Here is a 23,394-nt window from a genome sequence, read left to right on the forward strand (position 1 = left end):
CCTTACGTCACTTGGCGGCGGACGGGGCGTCCTCGCCGAGCAGCTTGCCGTCCGAGGTCTCGAACTGCTTCTTGAACTCCGCGATCGCGTCGGCGACGGCCGTCAGGGTGTCGTCGGACATCTTGCCGCCCTCCCGGATGGAGGTCATGAGGCCCTGCTCCTTGCGGTGCAGGTACTCCAGCAGCTCCTTCTCGAAGCGGCGGATGTCGGCGACCGGAACCTCGTCCATCTTGCCGGTGGTGCCGGCCCACACGGAGACGACCTGGTCCTCGGTGGACATCGGCTGGTACTGGTCCTGCTTCAGCAGCTCGACCATGCGCTGACCGCGCTCCAGCTGGGACTTGGAGGCGGCGTCCAGGTCGGAACCGAAGGCGGCGAACGCCTCCAGCTCACGGAACTGGGCGAGGTCCACGCGCAGACGGCCGGAGACCTGCTTCATGGCCTTGTGCTGCGCGGAGCCACCGACTCGGGAGACCGAGATACCGACGTTCAGGGCCGGACGCTGACCGGCGTTGAACAGGTCGGACTCCAGGAAGCACTGGCCGTCGGTGATGGAGATGACGTTGGTCGGGATGAACGCCGAGACGTCGTTGGCCTTCGTCTCGACGATCGGCAGACCGGTCATCGAGCCCGCGCCCATCTCGTCGGAGAGCTTCGCGCAGCGCTCCAGCAGACGGGAGTGCAGGTAGAAGACGTCACCCGGGTAGGCCTCGCGGCCCGGCGGGCGGCGCAGCAGCAGGGACACGGCACGGTAGGCGTCGGCCTGCTTCGACAGGTCGTCGAAGATGATCAGGACGTGCTTGCCCTGGTACATCCAGTGCTGGCCGATGGCGGAACCGGTGTAGGGCGCCAGGTACTTGAAGCCGGCCGGGTCGGACGCCGGGGCGGCGACGATGGTCGTGTACTCCAGCGCGCCGTTCTCCTCCAGCGCGCGGCGGACCGACGCGATGGTGGAGCCCTTCTGGCCGATGGCGACGTAGATGCAGCGGACCTGCTTCTTCGGGTCGCCGGAGCGCCAGTTGTCGCGCTGGTTGATGATCGTGTCGACGGCCAGCGCGGTCTTGCCGGTCTGACGGTCACCGATGATCAGCTGACGCTGGCCACGGCCGATCGGGGTCATGGCGTCGACGGCCTTGTAGCCCGTCTCCATCGGCTCGTGCACCGACTTGCGCTGCATGACCGTGGGGGCCTGCAGCTCGAGGGCGCGGCGGCCGTCGGTCTCGATCTCGCCGAGGCCGTCGATCGGGTTGCCGAGCGGGTCGACGACTCGGCCGAGGTAGCCCTCGCCGACCGCCACGGAGAGGATCTCACCGGTACGGGTGACCGGCTGACCCTCCTCGATGCCGCTGAACTCGCCGAGGACGACCGCACCGATCTCGCGCTCTTCCAGGTTCAGCGCGAGACCGAGGGATCCGTCCTCGAACTTCAGCAGTTCGTTCGCCATGGCCGAGGGCAGACCCTCGATCTTGGCGATGCCGTCGCCGGCGACGGTGACCGTACCGACTTCCTCGCGCGAGGCCGCGTCCGGCTTGTACGACTGGACGAAGGTCTCCAGCGCGTCCCGGATCTCCTCCGGCCGGATCGTGAGCTCCGCCATCTGGGTTCCCTGCTCTCCTTGTTGGGCCCGAAGTTTCACTTTGGGGGGATGGGGACTCCCCCCAACAGGAGGTGAATCCTCTGCACGGCCCAACCAGGGCCGTAATTACGTACTGCTTGTTCGGTTTGCCGAGCGCCGCTCAGCTCGCCATGCGACGGGCGGCGTCTTCCAGCCGGTCCGCGAGGGAGCCGTTGATGACCTCGTCACCGACCTGCACCCGGATCCCGCCGAGGACCTCGGGGTCCACGTCGAGGTTGAGGTGCATACGACGGCCGTAGAGCTTGGTCAGCGCGGCGCCGAGGCGCTGCTTCTGGCCGTCGCTCAGCGGCACCGCCGAGGTGACGACGGCGACCGTGCGGTCCCGGCGGTCGGCGGCGAGCTTGGACAGGGACTCGAGTCCCGCTTCCAGGCTACGTCCCCGCGGCGCGGTCACAAGGCGCGTGACCAGACGCTCGGTGGTGGCCTTGGCGCGGCCGCCGAGCAGGCTGCGCAGCAGCTCGCCCTTGGCCGGGGCGCCGGCCTTGCGGTTGGTCAGCGCGGCGCGCAGCTCGGTGCTGGAGGAGACGATCCGGCCGAACCGGAACAGCTCGTCCTCCACGTCGTCGAGCGTGCCCGCCCGCTGGGCGGCCGTGAGGTCGGCGACGTCCGCCAACTCCTCGAGGACGTCCACCAGGTCCCGGGACTGCGACCAGCGGGAGCGGACCAGGCCGGCCACCAGGTCGGCGGTCTCGCCGCTGACCTGGGCGCCGAGCAGGCGCTGGACCAGCTCGGCCTTGGCTTCACCGGCCTGCGCCGGGTCGGTGAGGACCCGACGCAGCGACACCTCGCGGTGCAGCAGCGCGGTGACGGCGGCCAGCTCGTCGGCGAGCTTCGCCGCGTCCACAGCCGTGTTGTCCGTCAGTGCGTCCAGACGCTCGCGTGCGGCGGCCAGGGCCTCGCGGCTCGCTCCGTGCGCGGTCATCGAGTCGCCTCGGCCTTCTCCTCAAGCTCGTCGAGGAAACGGTCGATCACGCGGCTCTGCCGGGCGTGGTCCTGCAGGGACTCGCCGACGAGCTTGCCGGCCAGCTCCGTGGCGAGCTTGCCGACGTCCTGCCGGAGCGCGGACGCGGCGGCCTTGCGGTCGGCCTCGATCTGCGCGTGGCCGGCGGCGATGATCTCCTCACGCTGCCGCTGGCCCTCGGCACGCATCTCGGCGATGAGCGTGGCACCCTGCTCCTGCGCCTCCTGGCGCAGGCGCGCGGCCTCGTGCCGGGCCTCGGCGAGCTGGGCCTTGTACTGCTCGAGGACGCTCTGGGCCTCGGTCTGCGCGGCCTCGGCCTTCTCGATACCGCCCTCGATGGCCTCGCGACGCTCTTCCAGAACCTTGTTGATGTTCGGAAGGAGCTTCTTGGCGAGGAAGCCGAAGACGATGACGAAGGCGATCAGGCCGATGACGAGCTCGGGCCACGGCGGAACGAGAGGGTTCTCCTTCTCGGCCGCCAGAACCATGAGGTTCACATCAGTGCCTTTCGTCGAATGGGGCTGTCGCTGTCGTCCGTCTTAGTAGACGAACGGCATGACGAGGCCGATCAGGGCCAGCGCCTCACAGAACGCGAAGCCCAGGATCTGGTTGGCGCGGATCAGACCGGCCGCCTCGGGCTGGCGGGCGAGGGCCTGGGTGCCGTTGCCGAAGATGATGCCGACGCCGACGCCGGGGCCGATGGCGGCCAGGCCGTAACCGACGGAGCTGAGCGAGCCAGTGACAGCGGCAAGGGTCTGGGACATGCCAGTTCTTCCTTTTCTTTACGGACCGGTGGGGGTTGGCCACCGGACGACCAAGGGGTGCGGGGCGGGGTGGCTCAGTGGTGCTCGGCGAGCGCGCCCTGAATGTAGGAGCAGGTCAGCAGGACGAAGACGTACGCCTGGACGGCCTGGATGAACAGCTCGAAGGCGGTCATCACGATCGTCATGATGAACGAGACACCGGAGTAGGCGATGCCGATGCCGTTCAGCATGTACCAGCTGGCGACCGTGAAGAGCACGAGCAGCGTGTGGCCGGCGAACATGTTCGCGAAGAGCCGGACGGCGTGCGTGAACGGGCGGACCAGCAGGTTCGAGAAGAGCTCGATGGTCATGGCCAGCGGGAGCACGGCGCCGAGCGACTTGTCGTAGCCGGTGATGTTCTTCCAGGCGCCGACGAAACCGTGCCGCTTGAAGGTGAGCGGGACCCAGACGAGGTAGACGATCGCGGCCAGGACCATCGGGTACGCGATGATCGAGGTGACCGGGAACTGGGCGACCGGGATGATCGACCAGAGGTTCATCATCCAGATGAAGAAGAAGAGCGAGACGACGAGCGGGACGTACTTCTCGCCTTCCTTCTTGCCGATGGTCTCGTAGACGACACCGCGGCGGATGAAGTCGTAACCGGCCTCCGCGACCATCTGCATCTTGCCCGGGACGACCTTGGGCTTGGCGAACGCGGCCCAGAAGAAGCCCACCACGATGATGGAGCCCAGCAGGGCCAGCAGCATCGGCTTGTTGAAGTAGATGCCGTCGGTGTCGCCCCAGATCGGCTTGAAGAGGAACGAGTGCAGGCCCGGAGCGACGGTGTCGAAACCGCACCCGTTGAACAGGTGGCAGCTCGAGTCGAAAGCGAGCGTCTGCGTCGGGTCAGCACTCACCGCGGGCTCCTTCAGCGTGGCGCATAGGTACGGCAACCTCGTGGTGTCGGCGCGGCGTGAGGCCGCGGTTCGGCACGGGACTGGTGTTACGGATGTGGGGGCGGCGTGGGGGCATCTCGCCTCGCGATCGAGCAGGCGTCAGCTCAGATGCCCGCGCCCGCGATGCCGCAGTTGGCACCGGACGATAGCAGGATCTCTCATGCGTCTTTATCCCGGCCCTACCCCTCACGACGAGTGACCCGTCTTCTCAGACTTGTCGGGCTCGACGTAGAGGATCTTGGCCTTCATGTGGGCACGCGTCTGCGCGGCGATCCACGCGAGCGTGACCGCGACGAGCGTCAGCGCGAAGGCCTTGGGGTTGAACAACGTCGTGTGCTTGAAGGCCGCGACGAAGACGAACAGCAGCAGGATCTGCGCCGCGTAGAGCATCAGGCCCATCGCCTGGAAGAGGTGCGGAAGCGATTTGGCGGTGCGCTGCAGGACGTAGAGACCGATGCCCATGAACAGCATCGCCACCAGCGTCGCGACGACGGCCCCGATCGCGCCCTTGCCGCCGGCGACCACACCGCTCACGACGGCGGCGACAGCGCCGACGGCGGCAGTGGGCACGGCAGCCTGGGCCAGGATCCGGACGTCGTTGGACGGCATGGCGGCAACTCCGCTTTTCACAGGGGGCAAGGGGTGTCGTCATGGACGAGCGTAGTCCCGGCCGAGGGGGTGTGGACCTCGCGTCGACGGACCCTCGCACTAGGGTCCTTCGGCTCTCTCCGGGGTTCTCGTGAACCGTATCACAAACTATTTGATGCAGTCTTTACCTGTCGGATGTGCTTGCTGTCACACATGAGAGTGACCGTGCGCGTCTGTGCGGTTTCGGCGCCCATTTGTCTGGTATTGCGCCGAAATACTCCCCCACGACTTGGCAATGCTCTAGTCAGATTCTTACCTTGGCGTCAGCGCCGCGGGTCAGCGCGAGGTACCGGCCTTCCGCCGGTCGTGCAGGCGCGAACGGGGGCCGATCGCGGTGGCGCCGTTGACTCCGGAGACGCCCGGGGTGCCGGCCGCGACGGGGGTGCGCTCCGTCTCGTCCTCGTCGGCCGGGTGCGCGCGCCGGGCGGCGGGCTCGGCGATGACGCGGCGACGGCGGCGCCGGTAGCGCGGCGGCACGAACCGCTCCGCCCAGGCCGGGGCGCGCGGCGTGAACCGCGGCAGCAGAAGCAGCACCAGGCCGATCGCGCTGAGGGCGACCACGCCCAACACGATCCACATCGAAGCCGAGTTGACCGAGTAGCCCAGCGCGCCGAACGCGATCAGCGCCGACCAGAAGTACATGATCAGCACGGCCCGGCTGTGCGAGTGGCCGATCTCCAGCAGCCGGTGGTGCAGATGCCCGCGGTCCGCGGCGAACGGCGACTGGCCGCGCCAGGTGCGGCGCACGATCGCCAGGATCAGGTCGGCGGCCGGGATCGCGATGATGCTCAGCGGGAGCAGGAGCGGGATGTACACCGGCACCATCTGGTGCACGGTGTTGCGCTCGGACCCGGCGAACAGGTTCATCACGTCCGGGTCGACCTGCCCGGTCACCGAGATCGCGCCCGCCGCCAGCACGAGCCCGATCAGCATGGAACCGGAGTCGCCCATGAAGATCCGCGCCGGGTGCATGTTGTGCGGCAGGAAACCCAGGCACATGCCCATCAGCACGGCCGCGAACAGCGTCGCCGGAGCGGCCGCCTCGATGCCGTACGAGTACCAGACGCGGTAGGCGTACATGAAGAACGCGGCCGCCGCGATGCACACCATGCCGGCCGCCAGACCGTCCAGGCCGTCGACGAAGTTCACCGCGTTGATGGTGATCACGACGAGCGCCACGGTCAGCAGCGTGCCCTGCCACTGGGTGAGCGCGACCGTGCCGACGCCGGGGACCGGCAGCCACAGGATCGTCAGCCCCTGGACCACCATCACACCGGCGGCGATCATCTGGCCGCCCAGCTTGATCAGGGCGTCGATCTCGAACTTGTCGTCCAGCACACCGATCAGCCAGATCAGTGCCGCGCCCGAGAGCAGGGCGCGGGGCTCGTTGGACTTCTCGAAGACCTCGTTGAGGTTGGTGAGATGGTCGGCGGCCAGCAGGCCCGCGCACATGCCGAAGAACATCGCGATCCCGCCGAGCCGCGGAGTGGGCTCGCGGTGCACGTCGCGTGCCCGGATCTCCGGCATCGCGCCGGCCACGATGGCGAACTTCCGTACCGGCCCTGTCAGCAGATACGTCACCGCGGCCGTGATGCAGAGCGTCAGCAGGTATTCACGCACAGGCTTCCCCACAGGTCTCGCTGGCCATCTCAGCCCCACACCCTAGCGAGGTGCGCATATGGTTGTGGACTTCCGGGTAGCCAGGATGGTTGCACGCGCGGCTGTGCGGCCGGGCTGTGGGCCGGATACGGGGGTGCGCCTACCCCGCTTCCGGCGGGATACGGCGGTCACGTCGGATACGGCGGGAACGCCTCGGCCAGCTCGCGTACGTCGTCCCGGATCCGCCTGGCGTCGGGGCCGTCGCGCAGGGCCGCCGCGATCAGGGCGGCGATGCGGACCATCTCGGCCTCGCCCATGCCCTGCGTCGTCACGGCCGCCGTGCCCAGGCGCAGGCCGCGGTCGTGGGCGTGGGGAAGCGCACAGCAGTCCATGACGATCCCGGCCGCGGCGAGCCGGCCTCGGGCGGTGCGGCCGTCCACGCCGAGGGGCGCGGGGTCGGCGGTGATCAGGTGGGTGTCGGTGCCGCCCGTGGTGACGACCAGTCCCTCGGCGGCCAGGTGACCGGCGAGGACGCGGGCGTTGGAGACCACCTGATGGGCGTACGCGGAGAACGCCGGGGTCGCCGCCTCGCCGAACGCGACGGCCTTGGCGGCGATGGTGTGCATCTGGGCGCCGCCCTGGGTGAAGGGGAACACGGCGCGGTCGACGCGTTCGGCCAGTTCCTCGCCGCACAGCAGCATCCCGCCGCGGGGCCCGCGCAGGACCTTGTGCGTGGTGGCGCACACGATGTCCGCGTACGGCACGGGACTGGGCGCGGCGCCTCCCGCGACCAGGCCGATGGGGTGGGCGGCGTCGGCGATGAGGTAGGCGCCCACGTCGTCGGCGACCTCGCGGAAGAAGGCGTAGTCGGGGTGGCGCGGGTAGGCGATGGAGCCACACACGATCGCCTTCGGGCGGTGCGCGCGGGCGAGGGTGCGGACCTGTTCGTGGTCGATGAGGCCGGTCTCGGCGTCGACGCCGTAGGGGACGAAGTCGAACCAGCGGCCGGAGAAGTTCGCCGGGGAGCCGTGCGTGAGGTGACCGCCGTGGGGCAGGCCCAGGGCCAGCACCTTGTCGCCGGGGCGCAGCAGGGCGGCGTAGGCGGCGAGCACGGCGGAGGAGCCGGAGTGGGACTGCACGTTGGCGTGGTCGGCGCGGAAGAGGCTCTTCGCGCGGTCGATGGCGATGCGCTCGGCGACGTCGGCCATCTCACAGCCGCCGTGGTGGCGGGCGCCGGGGTAGCCCTCGGCGTACTTGTTGGCGAGGGGGGAGCCGAGGGCGGCCAGGACGGCGGGCGACGTGAAGTTCTCGGCGGCGATCAGCTGGAGGGTCGTCGACTGCCGGGTGCGCTCCGCGAGCAGGACGTCGGCGAGCTCGGGGTCCTGTCGCCGCAGGATGCCTGCGTCGGCTTCGGTGGCGTGGGTGACCGTCATGGTGGGCTCCGGGCATGGCGTCGACGGTGACGTACGTCCAAGGTAGCCCGCGGCGGCGTGGGGGGCGCGGTGCGTACAGCCAGGCGGGGGTCGTCGTGCGTCTGCGGGTACGTGGTGGCCGGTCGCGCGGTTCCCCGCGCCCCTTGAGGTCGGCTGCAGTGCCGTCGGCCAAGCCACCCCCAGGGCGGGTCGCCCCATCAGCGCCGGCGAGCGCACCCACCCCCGCCGGTCACTGCATCCGCGCCGGCACGCCCGTGAGCGCCGTCACCACCGGGTCCAGCGCCTCGTGGATCTCCTCGCCGACGCTGCGAAAAAAGCCCAGCGGCGCCCCGTACGGGTCGTAGACCTCGTCCGCCTCCGCCGTCGGTGCCTGGAGCCACCCGCGTAGAGCCGCCGCCGCCCGCACCAGCGCCCGGGCGCGGTTGACCACGCCGTCCTCCAGCGGCGGCAGCGTCGCGGGGTCTATCGCCCGGACGAGGCGCGTGAACTCCTTCAGCGTGAACGTCCGCAGCCCCGCCGAGTGCCCCATCGAGATCACCTGGGCGCGGTGGTCCCGGGTCGCCGTCAGGACCAGGTCGGCCCGGATCACGTGCTCGTCGTGCAGCTCGCGGCCCATGAATCCGGAGGCGTCCGCCCCGTAGTCGGCCAGCACCGTCTCGGCGTGGGACTCCATGGGCGCGCCCTCGTGGCCCCACGTGCCCGCGCTCTCCGCGATGATCGGGCCGCCGAGGATGCCGAGCCGCTCGGAGACGAAATGCCGGGTCAGCCGCTCGGTGATCGGCGAGCGGCACACGTTGCCGGTGCTGACGTGGAGGATGCGGAAGGTGTCGCGGGGGAAGCCGAAAGTCGTGGTCTCCTCCGCGTTGAAGCCCCCGTCGGCTATGCCACGCCCCGCGTCAGGGGCCGTCAATTCGCCACCTCGAGGTCGGGTACGACCTTGCGCAGCTCCTCCGGGGAGAGGGCGCCTTCGCGCAGGAGGACGGGCACCTCGCGGGTGACGTCCACGATGGAGGACGGGATGTTGCCGGGGGTGGGCCCGCCGTCCAGGTAGACGGAGACGGAGTCGCCGAGCATCTGCTGGGCGGCGTCGCAGGTCTCCGGCGCCGGGTGCCCGGTGAGGTTCGCGGAGGAGACGGCCATCGGGCCGAACTCCGTGAGCAGCTCGATGGCGACCGGGTGCAGCGGCATGCGGATCGCCACCGTGCCGCGGGTCTCCCCCAGGTCCCACTGCAGGGACGGCTGGTGCCGGGCGACGAGGGTGAGCGCGCCCGGCCAGAACGCGTCGACCAGTTCCCAGGCCTGCTCGGAGAAGTCCGTGACGAGCCCGTGCAGCGTGTTCGGCGACCCGATGAGGACGGGGCTGGGCATGTTGCGCCCACGGCCCTTGGCCTGCAGCAAGTCTCCGACGGCCTCCTTGGAGAACGCGTCGGCGCCGATGCCGTACACCGTGTCCGTGGGCAGCACCACGAGTTCGCCGCGGCGGACGGCGGACGCGGCCTCGCGCAGACCCGTCACACGGTCGGTCGCGTCGTTGGTGTCGTATCGCCGAGCCATAACTAGCGGGCCTCCTCGTACACGTACTGCGGGGTCGAAGACTGGGTGGTGCTCACGGCAGCGCCTTGCGGGCGGTGGCGAAGCGGGGGCGGTTGTTGAGGTCGGGGTGGTCGGCCGCGTCGGCCCAGCCCTTCTCCTCGGTGAAGATCCACGGCACCTGGCCGCCCTGGGTGTCGGCGTGCTCGACGACCACCAGACCCCCGGGGCGCAGCAGGCGGTGCGCGGTGCGTTCCAGGCCCCGGATCAGGTCCAGGCCGTCCTCGCCGGAGAACAGGGCCATCTGCGGGTCGTAGTCGCGGGCCTCGGGGGCGACGTACTCCCACTCGGTGAGCGGGATGTACGGCGGGTTGGAGATGACCAGGTCGACCTGGCCGTCCAGGTCCGGGAAGGCGGTGAGGGCGTCGCCCTGGCGCAGCTCGACCCGGGAGCCCTCCACGTTCTTGCGCGTCCAGTGCAGGGCCTCGTCGGACAGCTCGACGGCGTACACGCGCGAGCGCGGCACCTCCTGGGCGAGGGCCAGCGCGATCGCGCCGGAGCCGGTGCACAGGTCGACGATGCACGGCTCGACGACGTCCATGGCCCGAACCGCGTCTATGGCCCAGCCGACCACGGACTCGGTCTCCGGGCGCGGCACGAAGACGCCGGAGCCGACCTGGAGCTCCAGGTAGCGGAAGTAGGCCCGGCCGGTGATGTGCTGCAGCGGCTCGCGCTGCTCACGGCGGGCGATGACCTCCCAGTACCGGGCGTCGAAGTCGGAGTCCTTCACGGAGTGCAGCTCGCCGCGCTTGACGCCGTGCACGAACGCGGCGAGCTCCTCCGCGTCGGTGCGCGGCGAGGGCACGCCCGCGTCGGCGAGCCGCTGGGTGGCCTGGGCCACCTCTGCGAGCAGCAGGTTCACGCAAGTCCTCCGGTACTTACTCGTACTGCCTTACGCTGCGGCGAGCTTCGCGGCCGAGTCCGCGTCGACGCAGGCCTGGATCACCGCGTCGAGGTCGCCGTCCAGGACCTGGTCCAGGTTGTACGCCTTGAAGCCGACGCGGTGGTCGGAGATGCGGTTCTCCGGGTAGTTGTAGGTGCGGATCTTCTCCGAGCGGTCGACGGTGCGGACCTGGCTGCGCCGGGCGTCGGCGGCCTCCCGCTCCGCTTCCTCCTGCGCCGCCGCGAGCAGCCTGGAGCGCAGGATACGCATCGCCTGCTCCTTGTTCTGCAGCTGGCTCTTCTCGTTCTGGCAGGAGGCGACGACTCCGGTCGGCAGGTGCGTGATGCGCACGGCGGAGTCGGTGGTGTTCACCGACTGGCCGCCGGGGCCGGAGGAGCGGTAGACGTCGATGCGCAGGTCGTTCGGGTTGATCTCGACGTCGACCTCCTCGGCCTCGGGCGTGACGAGCACGCCGGCCGCGGAGGTGTGAATACGGCCCTGGGACTCGGTGGCCGGGACGCGCTGGACGCGGTGCACGCCGCCCTCGTACTTCAGGCGGGCCCACACGCCCTGGCCGGGCTCGGTCTGGCCGCGGGTCTTGATGGCGACCTGGACGTCCTTGTATCCGCCCAGCTCGGACTCGGTGGAGTCGATGATCTCCGTCTTCCAGCCGACCCGCTCGGCGTAGCGCAGGTACATGCGCAGCAGGTCCCCGGCGAACAGGGCGGACTCGTCGCCGCCGGCACCGGCCTTGATCTCGAGGAGCACGTCCTTGTCGTCGCTGGGGTCGCGGGGGACGAGGAGGAGGCGCAGCTTCTCCGTCAGCTCCTCGCGCTGCTTCTCCAGCTCCTTGACCTCGGCGATGAAGTCGGGGTCGTCGGCGGCGAACTCGCGCGCGGTCTCGATGTCGTCGCCGGTCTGCTTCCAGGAGCGGTACGTGGCGACGATCGGGGTGAGCTCGGCGTAGCGCTTGTTCAGCTTGCGCGCGTTCGCCTGGTCGGCGTGGACCGACGGGTCGGCGAGCTTCGTCTCCAGCTCGGCGTGCTCGCTGACGAGTTCCTCGACGGCCTCGAACATCTTGGGCTCCTGCTACTGCGTGACAACGGGGGAAGGCGGACGACCAAAAACGCCGGTCCCGGCGCGCACGCCACGCGGGCGTGCGGCCGTGGACCGGCGAAATGGGGCTCGCTACTTCTTGGAGCCGGCGGCCTTGCCGAAGCGGGCCTCGAAGCGGGCCACACGGCCACCGGTGTCGAGGATCTTCTGCTTGCCCGTGTAGAACGGGTGGCACTCGGAGCAGACCTCGGCCCGGACGGTGCCCGAGTCGATGGTGCTGCGGGTGGTGAACGACGCGCCGCAGGTGCAGCTGACCTGCGTCTCGACGTACGCGGGGTGGATGTCGCGCTTCAAGGTGTCTCCTAGGTTTCGGGAGGGCGCCGGGTCGCCTGCCGCGGGGTGCGGGGGCGTGAACCGGAGCCGACGTACCAGTCTGCCAGGACTGGCGCCATCCTCCCAAACCGGGGGTTGCTCTGTTCTATTCCGTGCGGGTCGTGCGTGGTTGCTGGCGCCCACGCGGCGGAGCCGCAGATCGAATGCAGCCCCGCGCTCCTTACGGGGCGCTCACCACGCCGTTCGCCTCGCCTGCGGCTGTGCCTTGCGTGGCCGACTTGGGGATCGGCTGGTCGTTCTTCAATGCGTTCCAGACCAGCCGGGCCTTCGTCTTCTCGACCAGGACGCGGTTGCCGTTGTTCGGGTCGTAGCGGACCGGCATCGTGACCATCGTCATGTGCGCGGGGCTGATGCCCTTCAGGCCGCCCGCGAAGGACATCAGGGAGTTCACCGAGCCGAGGCCGGAGTCGGTGGTGACGGCCTTGGTGGAGGTGTCGGCGAGGTCGTAGAGCTTCTTCGGGCTGGTGAAGACCCCGATGTCCTTGACCTGCTTGACCAGGGCCTTGATGAACGCCTGCTGGAGCTGGATACGGCCGAGGTCGGAGCCGTCGCCGACGCCGTGCCGGGTGCGGACCAGGCCGAGCGCCTGCTGACCGTCGAGGCGGTGCGTGCCGGCCTTGAGGTTCAGATGGCTGTCGTGGTCGGCGATGTCCTTGGTCGTGGTGATCTGGACGCCGCCCAGCTCGTCGATGAGCTTCTGGAAGCCGGCGAAGTCGACCTCGAGGTAGTGGTCCATCCGGACGCCGGTGAGGGACTCGACCGTCTTGACGGCGCAGGGCGCGCCGCCGGTGGAGTAGGCGGAGTTGAACATCACGCCCTGCGCGGCGTCGTGCGTGGTGCCCTGGGTGTCGGTGCAGGCGGGACGGTCGATGAGGGTGTCGCGCGGGATGGAGACCACACTGGCCTTCTTGTGGCCCTTGTACACGTGGATGATCATCGCCGTGTCGGAACGGGCGCTGCCGTCGTCCGCGCCGCCGCCGAGCTTCTTGTTGCTGCCGGAGCGGGTGTCGGAGCCGAGGACGAGGATGTTCTGCGAACCGTTGTCGACCTTCTGGGGGCGGTCCGTGCCGAGCATCTGGTTGATGTCGATGCTCTTGAGGTTGCCGTTGAGCTTGAAGTAGACGTACCCGAGCCCGGTACCGCCCAGCACGACGATGCCCGCCGCGGTCCACGCCGCGATCAGGACGCCTCTGCGCCTGGCGCGGGGCTTGCGGCGGCGGCCCTTGGCTCGACGGCCCGGGCCGCTGCTGTTTCCGGGCGCCTCGGGTATGCCGGGGCCCGGCGTGCTCTCGGCGGACATGTGCTCCTCAGCTCGTCTGGGATCCATGGTCGCCCCGAATGGTCAGACGGGGAAACTCGGGAAAGGGTTGCACAACGCCCCGTGACCGCAGCGGACAAACACGGTCACTTTCCGTCATGACCAGAGCGTCTCGTACGACGCTCACCTGCATGTTTCCCCGATGGTCACCGAGCAGGCGCAAAGACGCACCTGTGGCACAGATCGCAGGCAAGACGAAGGGCCGCCCCTCATGACGAGGGGCGGCCCTTCACGCCCGAAGGGGCGCGGGGAACTGCGCTACAGGCCACGGACGAGCCGCAGCCGACCGACGGCCTGGGGACGTCGGCTCACCCAGCGGAGCGACTAGTCGCCGTTGCCCGGCGACGGCGTCGTCTTCTGGATCTGCAGCAGGAACTCGCCGTTCGACTTCGTCTGCTTCATCTTGTCGAGCAGCAGCTCGATCGCCTGCTGCTGGTCGAGCGCGTGCAGCACCCGGCGCAGCTTCCAGACGACGGCCAGCTCGTCGTTGCCGAGCAGGATCTCTTCCTTGCGGGTGCCGGACGCGTCGACGTCCACCGCCGGGAAGATGCGCTTGTCGGCGAGCTTCCGGTCGAGCTTGAGCTCCATGTTGCCGGTGCCCTTGAACTCCTCGAAGATCACCTCGTCCATGCGGGACCCGGTGTCCACCAGGGCGGTGGCGAGGATGGTCAGCGAGCCGCCGTCCTCGATGTTGCGGGCCGCACCGAAGAAGCGCTTCGGCGGGTAGAGGGCCGTGGAGTCGACACCACCGGACAGGATGCGGCCGGAGGCCGGGGCGGCCAGGTTGTAGGCACGGCCCAGACGGGTGATGGAGTCCAGCAGCACGACCACGTCGTGACCCAGCTCGACGAGGCGCTTGGCGCGCTCGATGGCCAGCTCGGCGACCGTGGTGTGGTCCTCGGCCGGGCGGTCGAAGGTCGAGGAGATGACCTCGCCCTTGACCGACCGCTGCATGTCGGTGACCTCTTCCGGACGCTCGTCGACGAGGACGACCATCAGGTGGCACTCGGGGTTGTTGTGCGTGATCGCGTTGGCGATCGCCTGCATGATCATGGTCTTGCCGGTCTTCGGCGGGGCCACGATCAGACCGCGCTGGCCCTTGCCGATCGGCGAGACCAGGTCGATGATCCGGGTGGTCAGCACGCCCGGGTCCGTCTCCAGACGGAGGCGGTCCTGCGGGTAGAGCGGCGTCAGCTTGTTGAACTCCGGGCGGCCACGGCCGTGTTCGGGCGCCATGCCGTTGACGGAGTCGAGACGCACCAGCGCGTTGAACTTCTCGCGGCGCTCGCCCTCCTTCGGCTGGCGGACCGCGCCGGTGATGTGGTCACCCTTGCGCAGGCCGTTCTTGCGGACCTGGGCGAGGGAGACGTACACGTCGTTCGGGCCCGGGAGGTAGCCGGAGGTCCGGATGAAGGCGTAGTTGTCGAGGATGTCCAGGATGCCCGCGACCGGGATCAGGACGTCGTCCTCGTTGATCTGCGGCTCGGTGGCCATGTCGTCGCGGCCACGGCGGCCACGGCGGTCACGGTAGCGGCCGCGACGGCCACGGCGGCCGCCCTCGAAGTCGTCGTCGTCCTGCGGGCCGTTGTTGCGGTCCTGACGGTCCTGGCGGCCGCCGCCCTGCTGCTGGTTCTGCTGCTGACCGCGCTGGCCGCCCTGCTGGTCGTCGCCCTTGCGGCGGTCACCGCGGTCACGGCCGTCGCGACCGTCACGGTCACGGCCGTCACGGTCGCGGCCCCGCTCACGGCGGTCGCGGCGGCGGCCCTCGCCGCCGTCGCCGTCGGACTTGGCGTCGCCCTGCGGCTGCTGCTGCGCCGGCGTCTCGGCCTTCGACTCGCTCTTGGCCTCGGCGGCGACCGTCTCGGGGCTGCCGGCCTCGGCGGTGGCGCGGCGACGACGGCGCTCGCTCGGGGCGTCGTCGCTGGCGGGCTGGCCGGGGATCTCGATCTGCTGCTGGGCCACGGCCTTCTCGGCGGGGGCCTGCGCGGCCTTCTCCGCCTTCTTCTCGCCGTCCGCGCTGGCGTCGCCGGTGCGGGCCTTGGAGGTGGCGCGGCGCTTCGGCTTGCTCTCGGTGGCGGGCTCAGCGGCCTTGGGAGCGCTGCCGGAGGCCTGGGCCTCCTTGATGACCTCGATCAGCTGGCTCTTGCGCATCCGCGCGGTGCCCCTGATGCCGAGGCCGGAGGCGACCTGCTGCAGCTCGGCCAGCACCATGCCCTCGAGGCCGGTACCGCGGCGCCGCCGGGAGCCGGCACCGGAGGCAGGCGCGGAGGCGTCCGTGGCGGGCGCGGCAGCGGTCTCCTCGACACGTGCGCCCATCAGATCGGTGGTGTCGCTCACGAAGGGTCCTTCCCTGGAGCGGACGTCGGCCTGTCTGGCTCGGCGACCGGTTGTGCTGTCCGACTCCGGTCCTTGCTGTGTGGACGAAGCCGGGGCGGTGGTCCGCCAAAGCGGCGGAAGAAATTTCTGGTGATGGCGCTACCTCGAGCCGTGGCACCCGGTGTCACGTGGCGTGGTCGCACCGATTCCGGAGCGTGCCCATCGGCCCGCTCAGTGCCCGCATACGCCGTACTGCCCAGATACGACGTACGAAACACAGTGCGGCGTGGGGAGCTCCCGGAAGAATGTCTGTCCCGGACGGGGACACGAGGCACCTCGCCATGGTGGGGTCGGGTGCAGACTTGAGATTAACACTACCGGATCCAACAAACATTCCCCCTCTCTTAATCCGGCAAGCGTGTGTCAGGTCCCGAGCGGCAGCACGCTCGCACCCTGCAGGTCCAGGCTCAGCCGGTTGGCCGCCCAGTCCGCGCCCGCCAGGGCTTCCACCTTGTCGGCACCGGCCGCGTCGGAGAGCGCCATGACGGTGGGTCCGGCGCCGGAGATGACCGCCGGAATGCCGTCGGCGCGCAGCCGCTCCACCAATGCCGCGCTCTCCGGCATGGCGGGGGCGCGGTACTCCTGGTGCAGCCGGTCCTCGGTGGCCGGCAGCAGCAGTTCGGGGCGCCGGGTGAGGGCCTCGACGAGCAGGGCGGCACGGCCGGCGTTGGTGGCGGCGTCGACATGCGGAACGGTGCGCGGGAGCAGACCGCGGGCGGTCTCCGTCAGTACCGGCTTTCCGGGCACGAAAACCACCGGAACGACGGAATCGGCGGGGTCCATCCTGATCGCCCGGGCGGCGCCGTTCTCCATCCAGGACAGAGTGAACCCGCCGAGCAGGCAGGCCGCGACGTTGTCGGGGTGGCCCTCGATCTCGGTGGCCAGCTCCAGCAGCGCCGCGTCGTCGAGCTTGGACTCGCCGCCTATGGTCACGGCCCGGGCGGCGACGATGCCGGCGCAGATGGCGGCGGAGGAGGAGCCGAGGCCGCGGCCGTGCGGGATGCGGTTGGCGCAGACGATCTCCAGGCCGCGCGGCTGGCCGCCCAGGGAATCGAAGGCGGTGCGCAGGGAGCGGACGAGGAGGTGGCTCTCGTCGCGCGGCAGGGTCTCACTGCCCTCCCCGGCGATGTCGATGTGCAGCCCGGAGTCGGCCACCCGGACGACGACGTCGTCGTAGAGCCCCAACGCGAGGCCGAGGGCGTCGAAGCCCGGGCCGAGGTTGGCGCTGGTGGCGGGGACGCGCACCCGGACGGCGGCGGCGCGGAACGCTGGACCGGCCATCGCTCGTTGACTCTCCTTGAGCTGCGTGATGGTCGAAATGACTCTCGATATGTGCCGAGAACCCCGGGGCCGCACGAGACGCGCGGCGCCGCGGCACATGCGGTGAGGGCATATGCGGCGGGCGGGTTCAGTACAGCCTATCGAAGGAAGGTTCTGTGGCGACATAGGGCGCACAGGAGGCGCACGATGCGTGTCGCGAGCCCCCTGTGCCCCGCCCGTGGGGAACTCCCCAGGTCGTCGCCGTCTGCGCCCGGACCTGGCTGAGGCCCGGGCGCTTGCGGCGTTGCTTACGCGAGGCCGAGGCGCTCGGCTCTTACGCGAGACCGAGAGGCTCGGCTCTTACGCGAGACCCAGGCGCTCGGCGGCGGTGGCGGCGTCGACCGGGACGGTGACCGGCTGCGGAGCGCCGGCGACGGCCCAGTCGGGGTCCTTCAGGCCGTTGCCGGTGACGGTGCACACGATCTTCTGGCCCGGGTCCACCTTGCCCTGCTCGGCGGCCTTGAGCAGACCGGCGACGGAGGCCGCGGAGGCGGGCTCCACGAACACGCCCTCCTGCGACGCCAACAGCCGGTAGGCGCGCAGAATCTCACGGTCCGTCACCTCATCGATGGCACCGCCCGATTCATCCCGCGCCGCCAGGGCGTACTGCCAGGAGGCCGGGTTGCCGATACGGATGGCGGTGGCGATGGTCGACGGGTCCTTGACGACCTCGCCGCGCACGATCGGGGCGCTGCCGGAGGCCTGGAAGCCCCACATACGGGGCGTACGGGAGGCGATGCCGTCGGCGGCGTACTCCCGGTACCCCTTCCAGTACGCGGTGATGTTGCCCGCGTTGCCCACCGGCAGGACGTGGATGTCGGGCGCGTCGCCCAGCATGTCCACGATCTCGAAGGCGGCGGTCTTCTGCCCCTCGATCCGCACCGGATTGACCGAATTGACCAGCGCCACCGGGTAGTTGTCGCTCAGCGCGCGAGCCAGCGTGAGGCAGTCGTCGAAGTTGCCGTCGACCTGGAGGATCTTCGCGCCGTGCACGAGGGCCTGGCCCATCTTGCCCAGCGCGATCTTGCCCTGCGGCACGAGCACGGCGGACACCATGCCCGCGCGCACGGCGTAGGCGGCGGCCGAGGCGGAGGTGTTGCCGGTGGAGGCGCAGATGACCGCCTTCGCCCCCTCCTCCTTCGCCCGGGAGATGGCCATGGTCATGCCGCGGTCCTTGAAGGACCCGGTCGGGTTCGCGCCCTCGACCTTGAGGTGGACCTCGCAGCCCGTGCGCTCGGAGAGCACCTGCGCGGGCACGAGCGGCGTGCCGCCCTCGCGGAGCGTCACGACCGGCGTGGTGTCGGATACCGGCAGCCGGTCCCGGTACTCCTCGATGATTCCGCGCCACTGGTGGGTCATTGCTGGTTACTCTCCTTCAACCCGCATGATGCTGGCGACACCCCGCACGGTGTCGAGCTTGCGCAACGCCTCGACGGTCCCGTTCAGGGCGGCGTCGGACGCGCGGTGGGTGACGACGACGAGAGAGGCCTCGCCGTCCTTGCCCTGCTGGCGCACGGTGTCGATCGACACCCCGTGCTCGGCGAAGACGGTCGCGACCTGGGCGAGCACGCCCGGCTTGTCCGCCACGTCGAGGCTGATGTGGTAGCGCGTGACGACGTCGCCCATGGGCGACACCGGCAGGGCGGCATACGCCGACTCGCCGGGCCCGGTGGACCCGCTGAGCCGGTTGCGGCAGACGGCGACGAGGTCGCCGAGCACGGCCGAGGCGGTCGGCGAACCGCCCGCGCCGGGGCCGTAGAACATCAGCTGACCGGCGGCGTCGGACTCGACGAACACGGCGTTGTACGCGCCGCGCACGGAGGCGAGCGGATGGGTCAGCGGAATCATCGCGGGGTGCACGCGCGCGGTGACGGACTGTCCGTCGGCGGCCCGCTCGCAGATGGCGAGGAGCTTGATGGTGCAGCCCATCTCGCGGGCGGAGGCGAAGTCGGCGGCGGTGACCTCGGTCATGCCCTCGCGGTAGACGTCGTCGAGGCGCACGCGCGTGTGGAAGGCGATCCCGGCGAGGATGGCTGCCTTGGCGGCGGCGTCGAAGCCCTCGACGTCGGCGGTCGGGTCGGCTTCCGCGTACCCGAGGGCGGTGGCCTCGTCGAGGGCCTCCTGATAACCGGCGCCCGTGGAGTCCATCTTGTCGAGGATGAAGTTGGTCGTGCCGTTGACGATGCCGAGCACGCGGTTGACCTTGTCGCCGGCGAGGGACTCGCGCAGCGGCCGGATCAGCGGGATGGCGCCGGCGACGGCGGCCTCGTAGTAGAGGTCCCGGCCGTGCTCCTCGGCGACGGCGTGCAGGGCGGCCCCGTCCTGGGCGAGCAGGGCCTTGTTGGCGGAGACGACGGAGGCGCCGTGCTCGAAGGCGGTGGTGATGAGGGACCGGGCCGGCTCGATCCCGCCGATGACCTCGACCACGACGTCGATGTCCCCGCGTTTGACGAGGGCGGTGGCGTCGGTGGTGACGAGGGCCGGGTCGATACCCTCACGGACCTTGCTCGGGCGCCGTACGGCGACTCCGGCGAGCTCGATCGGGGCACCGATCCGGGCGGCGAGGTCGTCGGCGTGCGTCGTCATGATGCGCGCCACCTCTGAGCCGACCACTCCACAGCCCAGCAGCGCCACCTTCAGCGGACGCGTACGCATCATCCGACCTCGTTTCCTCATACCGTCTACGGTTCGACCAGTCTCACTCACCGGACGGGATTTTCTGCCCTTGGTCCGAATTGTGAGACGTTTATTTCATTTCGGGCGGGGCGGCAGCCGGAAGATCTTCCGCCGTCGCCCGGGGTTGCCCCGTCCGTCATCCGACGTCCAGCCGGAGCAGGTCCTCCTCCGTCTCCCGCCGGACGATCACCCGGGCCTCGCCGTCCTTCACGGCGACGACCGGCGGGCGGAGCACATGGTTGTAGTTGCTGGCCATCGACCGGCAGTACGCCCCGGTCGCCGGGACGGCGATGAGGTCGCCCGGCGCCAGGTCGGCCGGCAGGAACGCGTCCCGCACCACGATGTCACCGCTCTCACAGTGCTTGCCGACGACCCGGGCGAGCATCGGCTCGGCGTCGGAGGCGCGGGAGACGAGGGCGACGCTGTACTCGGCGTCGTACAGCGCGGTGCGGATGTTGTCGGACATGCCGCCGTCGACGGAGACGTAGGTGCGCAGCCCGTCGAGCGGCTTGACGGTGCCGACCTCGTACAGCGTGAAGGCGGTCGGGCCGACGATGGCCCGCCCGGGCTCCACGGAGATCCGCGGGGTCCGCAGCCGCGCCGCCTCGCACTCCCGGGTGACGATCTCGGTGAGCGCCTTGGCGATCTCGTGCGGCTCGCGGGGGTCGTCGTCGCTGGTGTACGCGATCCCGAGCCCGCCCCCGAGGTCGATCTCGGGCAGCTCGACCCCGTGCTCGTCGCGAATGTCCTTCAGCAGCCCGACGACCCGGTGAGCGGCGACCTCGAAGCCGGACATGTCGAAGATCTGCGACCCGATGTGCGAGTGGATCCCGATCAGCTCGAGCCCGTCGAGCTGCAGGGCCCGCCGCACGGCTTCGGCGGCCTGCCCGCCGGCCAGCGGAATCCCGAACTTCTGGTCCTCGTGGGCGGTGGCGATGAACTCGTGGGTGTGGGCCTCGACGCCGACGGTGATGCGGATCTGCACGCGCTGGCGCACGCCCAGTTCCTGGGCGATGTGGGCTACCCGCACGATCTCCTGGAAGGAGTCGAGCACGATCCGCCCGACCCCGGCGGTGACGGCCCGGCGGATCTCCTCGCCCGACTTGTTGTTGCCGTGGAAGGCGATGCGCCCGGCGGGCATCCCGGCGGACAGCGCGGTGGCCAGCTCGCCGCCGGAGCACACGTCCAGATTGAGCCCTTCCTCGTGCAGCCAGCGCACGACGGCCCGGGACAGGAACGCCTTGCCCGCGTAGAAGACGTCGGCATCGGCCCCGAAGGCGGTGCGCCAGGCACGCGCACGGGCCCGGAAGTCGCTCTCGTCGAGGATGTAGGCGGGGGTGCCGTGGGTCTCGGCGAGCGTCTTCACATCGATCCCGCCGACGGTGAGCACGCCGTCGTCACCGCGGCCGACGGTCTCGGCCCACACCTTGGGGTCGAGCGCGTTGAGGTCGGCGGGCGGGGCGGAGTAGTGCCCCTCGGGAAGGACGTCGGCGTGACGGGGCCCGGCGGGATGTGCGGAACGGCTCATGTCTGGGTCTCTTTTTGGCTCAGAGGTGGTCGGGTGCGTCGATGCCGAGCAGGGACAGGCCGCCGGCCAGCACCGTCCCGGCGGCTTCGGCGAGCGCGAGCCGGGCACGGTGGGCGGCCGAGGGTTTCTCCTCGCCACGCGGCAGCACACCGGGCAGCAGCGCAAGGGTGGCATCGGCGACGGTGACGAGATGCCGGGCGAGCCGGTCGGGGCCGCGGTGGGTGACGGCGGCGCGCAGGATCCGGGGGTGGTCGGCCAGGGCGGCTAGGAGGGGGGTGTGCGGGTCGGCGGGGGGGTGGGTGGGCCGGTCGGTGGTTTGGTTCTGCGGGTTGCCGGCGGGGTGGGTGTGCCGGTCGGCGGTTGGGTCCGGCCGGTCGACGGTTTCGTTCGGCCGGTCGACGGCGAGGGGGCTGCGCCGGTCGGCGGTGAGGCGGCTGTGCCGGTCGGCGGTTTGGTTCGGCCGGTCGACGGCCCCCGGCTCGGCTGGCTCGGGGCCGAACCCGAGATCGGCGGCGTTGCGGTGCAGGGCCCGGGTGCGGGCGTGGGCGTACCGGACACGGAAGAGAGGGTTGGTCTCCCGCTGGACAAGATGATCGGCGGTGATCCGGGGCCGGTCGTGCGGGGCGGGGTGGAGCAGCGCCCAGCGGGCGGCGTCGGGGCCGAGGGGGGTGGGGTCCTCGGGGGCGGGGAGGGGGCGGAGATTCACGTCTTGTGGGTGGCCGTGGCCGATCTCGACGCGCGCGCCTTGCGTGGCGGCGATCCGCGCGAGCGCGTCGGCGACGACTTCGGCACGGATCTCGTACGGCACGCGGAGTTCGATGACCTGCCCGGCGAGGGCGTCGGTGTGCCCGTACGCGAGCCCTTCATCGAGGATCCGCCGGACGAGCTGCGTGTTGCTCGTCCCCTCGAGGCTGATGTTGAGGAACCCGGGCCCGGTGATCTCGACGCGGGAGACTCCGTCGGCGCGGACGAGGTGACCTTGGAGGAGCTCGGCGACGTCACGCGGGGGCCGTCCGGCGGGACGGGCGAGCTGCAGGGCGATGTTGGTCGCGTAGTCCCCGCACCCCCCGGGCCCCGGCACGGTGACCACGGCCCGCTCGGGCACGCTCACGCTCAGCTCCCCCGCGTCGACAGCACGACGCACCGCGCACAGCACGGTACGGGAGAGCTCGGCGGGGGTCACGGGACAAGCGTAGGGGAGGAGGGGGGTGGGTAGGCGAGCCGGTTTCGGGGGGTCCCGGGATGTGGGACGGCGGGGTTTGCCTTGAGGCAGGCGGGTGGGACCGGAGGCTTTGCCTTGGCCGTGCGCTCGGGTGTGGTCAGTGACCGGCGTGCTCGGTGGTGTCGTCGGCGGTCGGATCACCCTCGATGTCGCCGGACAGGACGTCGGTGTCTCCGGACAGGACATCGGCGTCTGCGGAGACGACGGAGCCGAGCTCCCCCGCTCCCCCACCACGGACGCCCTCACGCCCACTCTCGCGTCCGCGCTCGATCAACTCCCGGACGACCCGGACGAGTTCGTGCGGCTCGAAGGGCTTGGCGAGGAACGCGTCGACACCGGCGCCGAGGCCGGCATCGACCTCGTACTCCGGACAGGCGCTGACGATGGCAACGGGGAGGTCCCGGGTACGGGGGTCGGCACGCAGCCGGGCGACGGTCCGGAGCCCGTCCAGCCGGGGCATGACGACGTCGAGGGTCACAAGATCCGGCTGCACCTGATGCACGACATCCAGACACTCGGCACCATCGGCCGCGGTCACGACCTCGAGACCCTCCAGCTCGAGGTTGACCCTGATCAGTTGCCGGATGACCTTGTTGTCGTCCACCACAAGGACCCGGCCCGACGCGCCAGACACAACTCGAGAGTAGGTCCGGACCGGCCACCGCGTCCGGGTTTTGGTGACTTCCACCCCGTGCGAGGGATGTGGGCCCACGAAGCTGACGCCCGGCCCGACGGAAGATCGACACGGCCACCAAAACCCGTTCATGACCACCCCATCGGAGCTGGTAGTGTTCTACCCGTCACCGCGACCGAGCGGACGACACGCCCCCGTAGCTCAGGGGATAGAGCAACGGCCTCCGGAGCCGTGTGCGCAGGTTCGAATCCTGCCGGGGGCACCCTGTATGAGGTGCCCAAAGACCCCGTCACCAGCGGAAACGCTGAGGCCGGGGTCTTCGCGTATGTGCAGGCGTATGCGGCCCGGAGCGGGCGTATGTCGGGGTCTGTGGACGAGGCGTGGACGGGATCTTGGAGCATCACCGCAGGTGAGGTCCC

Annotated in this window: 21 protein-coding genes and 1 tRNA gene; 1 reads left to right on the forward strand and 21 read right to left on the reverse strand. The window is 70.3% G+C overall.

What is annotated here, in order from left to right:
- Positions 1 to 7: 7 nt before the first annotated feature.
- The 21 genes from atpA to AB0J12_RS03610 all read right to left on the reverse strand — a co-directional run bounded on the left by atpA (position 8) and on the right by AB0J12_RS03610 (position 23,029).
- Positions 8 to 1,597, reverse strand: a complete 1,590-nt coding sequence (gene atpA / locus AB0J12_RS03510; RefSeq protein ID WP_363262491.1) for a F0F1 ATP synthase subunit alpha — start codon at positions 1,595 to 1,597, stop codon at positions 8 to 10.
- A 139-nt stretch (positions 1,598 to 1,736) separates the two neighbouring features.
- On the reverse strand, positions 1,737 to 2,558 hold the full coding sequence (locus AB0J12_RS03515) for a F0F1 ATP synthase subunit delta (RefSeq protein WP_363262492.1): 822 nt from the start codon (positions 2,556 to 2,558) through the stop codon (positions 1,737 to 1,739).
- A complete protein-coding gene (locus tag AB0J12_RS03520) occupies positions 2,555 to 3,085 on the reverse strand; it encodes a F0F1 ATP synthase subunit B (RefSeq protein ID WP_363262493.1) in 531 nt (176 codons plus the stop codon). Before AB0J12_RS03520 ends, AB0J12_RS03515 begins: the two co-directional genes overlap by 4 nt.
- Positions 3,086 to 3,136: 51 nt before the next feature.
- Complete coding sequence (gene atpE / locus AB0J12_RS03525) at positions 3,137 to 3,361, reverse strand: ATP synthase F0 subunit C (protein ID WP_228623583.1); 225 nt, start codon at positions 3,359 to 3,361, stop codon at positions 3,137 to 3,139.
- A gap of 74 nt (positions 3,362 to 3,435) precedes the next feature.
- Positions 3,436 to 4,260: a F0F1 ATP synthase subunit A gene (atpB, locus tag AB0J12_RS03530; RefSeq protein WP_363262494.1), complete on the reverse strand. Its 825-nt coding sequence runs from the start codon at positions 4,258 to 4,260 to the stop codon at positions 3,436 to 3,438.
- A gap of 225 nt (positions 4,261 to 4,485) precedes the next feature.
- The gene (locus tag AB0J12_RS03535; protein WP_363262495.1) at positions 4,486 to 4,908 is read right to left on the reverse strand and encodes a hypothetical protein; all 423 of its coding nucleotides are present in this window, start codon (positions 4,906 to 4,908) and stop codon (positions 4,486 to 4,488) included.
- 315 nt (positions 4,909 to 5,223) lie between these two features.
- The gene (locus AB0J12_RS03540) at positions 5,224 to 6,567 is read right to left on the reverse strand and encodes an MraY family glycosyltransferase (RefSeq protein WP_363262497.1); all 1,344 of its coding nucleotides are present in this window, start codon (positions 6,565 to 6,567) and stop codon (positions 5,224 to 5,226) included.
- 167 nt (positions 6,568 to 6,734) lie between these two features.
- Positions 6,735 to 7,979, reverse strand: a complete 1,245-nt coding sequence (gene glyA / locus AB0J12_RS03545; RefSeq protein ID WP_363262498.1) for a serine hydroxymethyltransferase — start codon at positions 7,977 to 7,979, stop codon at positions 6,735 to 6,737.
- A 229-nt stretch (positions 7,980 to 8,208) separates the two neighbouring features.
- On the reverse strand, positions 8,209 to 8,889 hold the full coding sequence (locus AB0J12_RS03550) for a protein-tyrosine-phosphatase (protein WP_363262499.1): 681 nt from the start codon (positions 8,887 to 8,889) through the stop codon (positions 8,209 to 8,211).
- The gene (locus tag AB0J12_RS03555) at positions 8,886 to 9,533 is read right to left on the reverse strand and encodes an L-threonylcarbamoyladenylate synthase (protein ID WP_363262500.1); all 648 of its coding nucleotides are present in this window, start codon (positions 9,531 to 9,533) and stop codon (positions 8,886 to 8,888) included. The genes AB0J12_RS03550 and AB0J12_RS03555 overlap by 4 nt, the downstream gene beginning before the upstream one ends.
- A gap of 52 nt (positions 9,534 to 9,585) precedes the next feature.
- A complete protein-coding gene (gene prmC, locus AB0J12_RS03560; protein WP_363262501.1) occupies positions 9,586 to 10,431 on the reverse strand; it encodes a peptide chain release factor N(5)-glutamine methyltransferase in 846 nt (281 codons plus the stop codon).
- 30 nt (positions 10,432 to 10,461) lie between these two features.
- The gene (gene prfA, locus AB0J12_RS03565) at positions 10,462 to 11,529 is read right to left on the reverse strand and encodes a peptide chain release factor 1 (RefSeq protein ID WP_363262502.1); all 1,068 of its coding nucleotides are present in this window, start codon (positions 11,527 to 11,529) and stop codon (positions 10,462 to 10,464) included.
- Between the two features lie 111 nt (positions 11,530 to 11,640).
- Entirely contained in the window at positions 11,641 to 11,862 is a 222-nt protein-coding gene (gene rpmE / locus AB0J12_RS03570; protein ID WP_363262503.1) for a 50S ribosomal protein L31, read from the reverse strand.
- A gap of 199 nt (positions 11,863 to 12,061) precedes the next feature.
- On the reverse strand, positions 12,062 to 13,201 hold the full coding sequence (locus AB0J12_RS03575) for an LCP family protein (protein WP_363262504.1): 1,140 nt from the start codon (positions 13,199 to 13,201) through the stop codon (positions 12,062 to 12,064).
- Between the two features lie 342 nt (positions 13,202 to 13,543).
- Positions 13,544 to 15,556, reverse strand: a complete 2,013-nt coding sequence (gene rho, locus AB0J12_RS03580; RefSeq protein WP_363262505.1) for a transcription termination factor Rho — start codon at positions 15,554 to 15,556, stop codon at positions 13,544 to 13,546.
- 402 nt (positions 15,557 to 15,958) lie between these two features.
- Positions 15,959 to 16,876 carry a homoserine kinase gene (thrB, locus tag AB0J12_RS03585; RefSeq protein WP_363262507.1) on the reverse strand — a complete coding sequence of 306 codons (918 nt, stop codon included), beginning with the start codon at positions 16,874 to 16,876 and terminating at the stop codon, positions 15,959 to 15,961.
- 339 nt (positions 16,877 to 17,215) lie between these two features.
- On the reverse strand, positions 17,216 to 18,274 hold the full coding sequence (thrC, locus tag AB0J12_RS03590; protein ID WP_363262508.1) for a threonine synthase: 1,059 nt from the start codon (positions 18,272 to 18,274) through the stop codon (positions 17,216 to 17,218).
- A 6-nt stretch (positions 18,275 to 18,280) separates the two neighbouring features.
- Positions 18,281 to 19,570, reverse strand: a complete 1,290-nt coding sequence (locus tag AB0J12_RS03595) for a homoserine dehydrogenase (protein ID WP_363262741.1) — start codon at positions 19,568 to 19,570, stop codon at positions 18,281 to 18,283.
- 157 nt (positions 19,571 to 19,727) lie between these two features.
- Positions 19,728 to 21,119: a diaminopimelate decarboxylase gene (gene lysA / locus AB0J12_RS03600; RefSeq protein ID WP_363262509.1), complete on the reverse strand. Its 1,392-nt coding sequence runs from the start codon at positions 21,117 to 21,119 to the stop codon at positions 19,728 to 19,730.
- 19 nt (positions 21,120 to 21,138) lie between these two features.
- Complete coding sequence (gene nrtL / locus AB0J12_RS03605; RefSeq protein ID WP_363262510.1) at positions 21,139 to 22,302, reverse strand: ArgS-related anticodon-binding protein NrtL; 1,164 nt, start codon at positions 22,300 to 22,302, stop codon at positions 21,139 to 21,141.
- Positions 22,303 to 22,438: 136 nt separating this feature from the next.
- Positions 22,439 to 23,029, reverse strand: a complete 591-nt coding sequence (locus AB0J12_RS03610) for a response regulator (protein ID WP_363262512.1) — start codon at positions 23,027 to 23,029, stop codon at positions 22,439 to 22,441.
- A gap of 136 nt (positions 23,030 to 23,165) precedes the next feature.
- Between AB0J12_RS03610 and AB0J12_RS03615 the strand changes: the two genes are divergently transcribed.
- Positions 23,166 to 23,237 (forward strand) — tRNA-Arg (locus AB0J12_RS03615).
- Positions 23,238 to 23,394 lie beyond the last annotated feature (157 nt).

Origin of the sequence: Streptomyces sp. NPDC049915 (assembly GCF_040656475.1) — a bacterium.
In the GTDB taxonomy this organism is placed as follows: domain Bacteria; phylum Actinomycetota; class Actinomycetes; order Streptomycetales; family Streptomycetaceae; genus Streptomyces.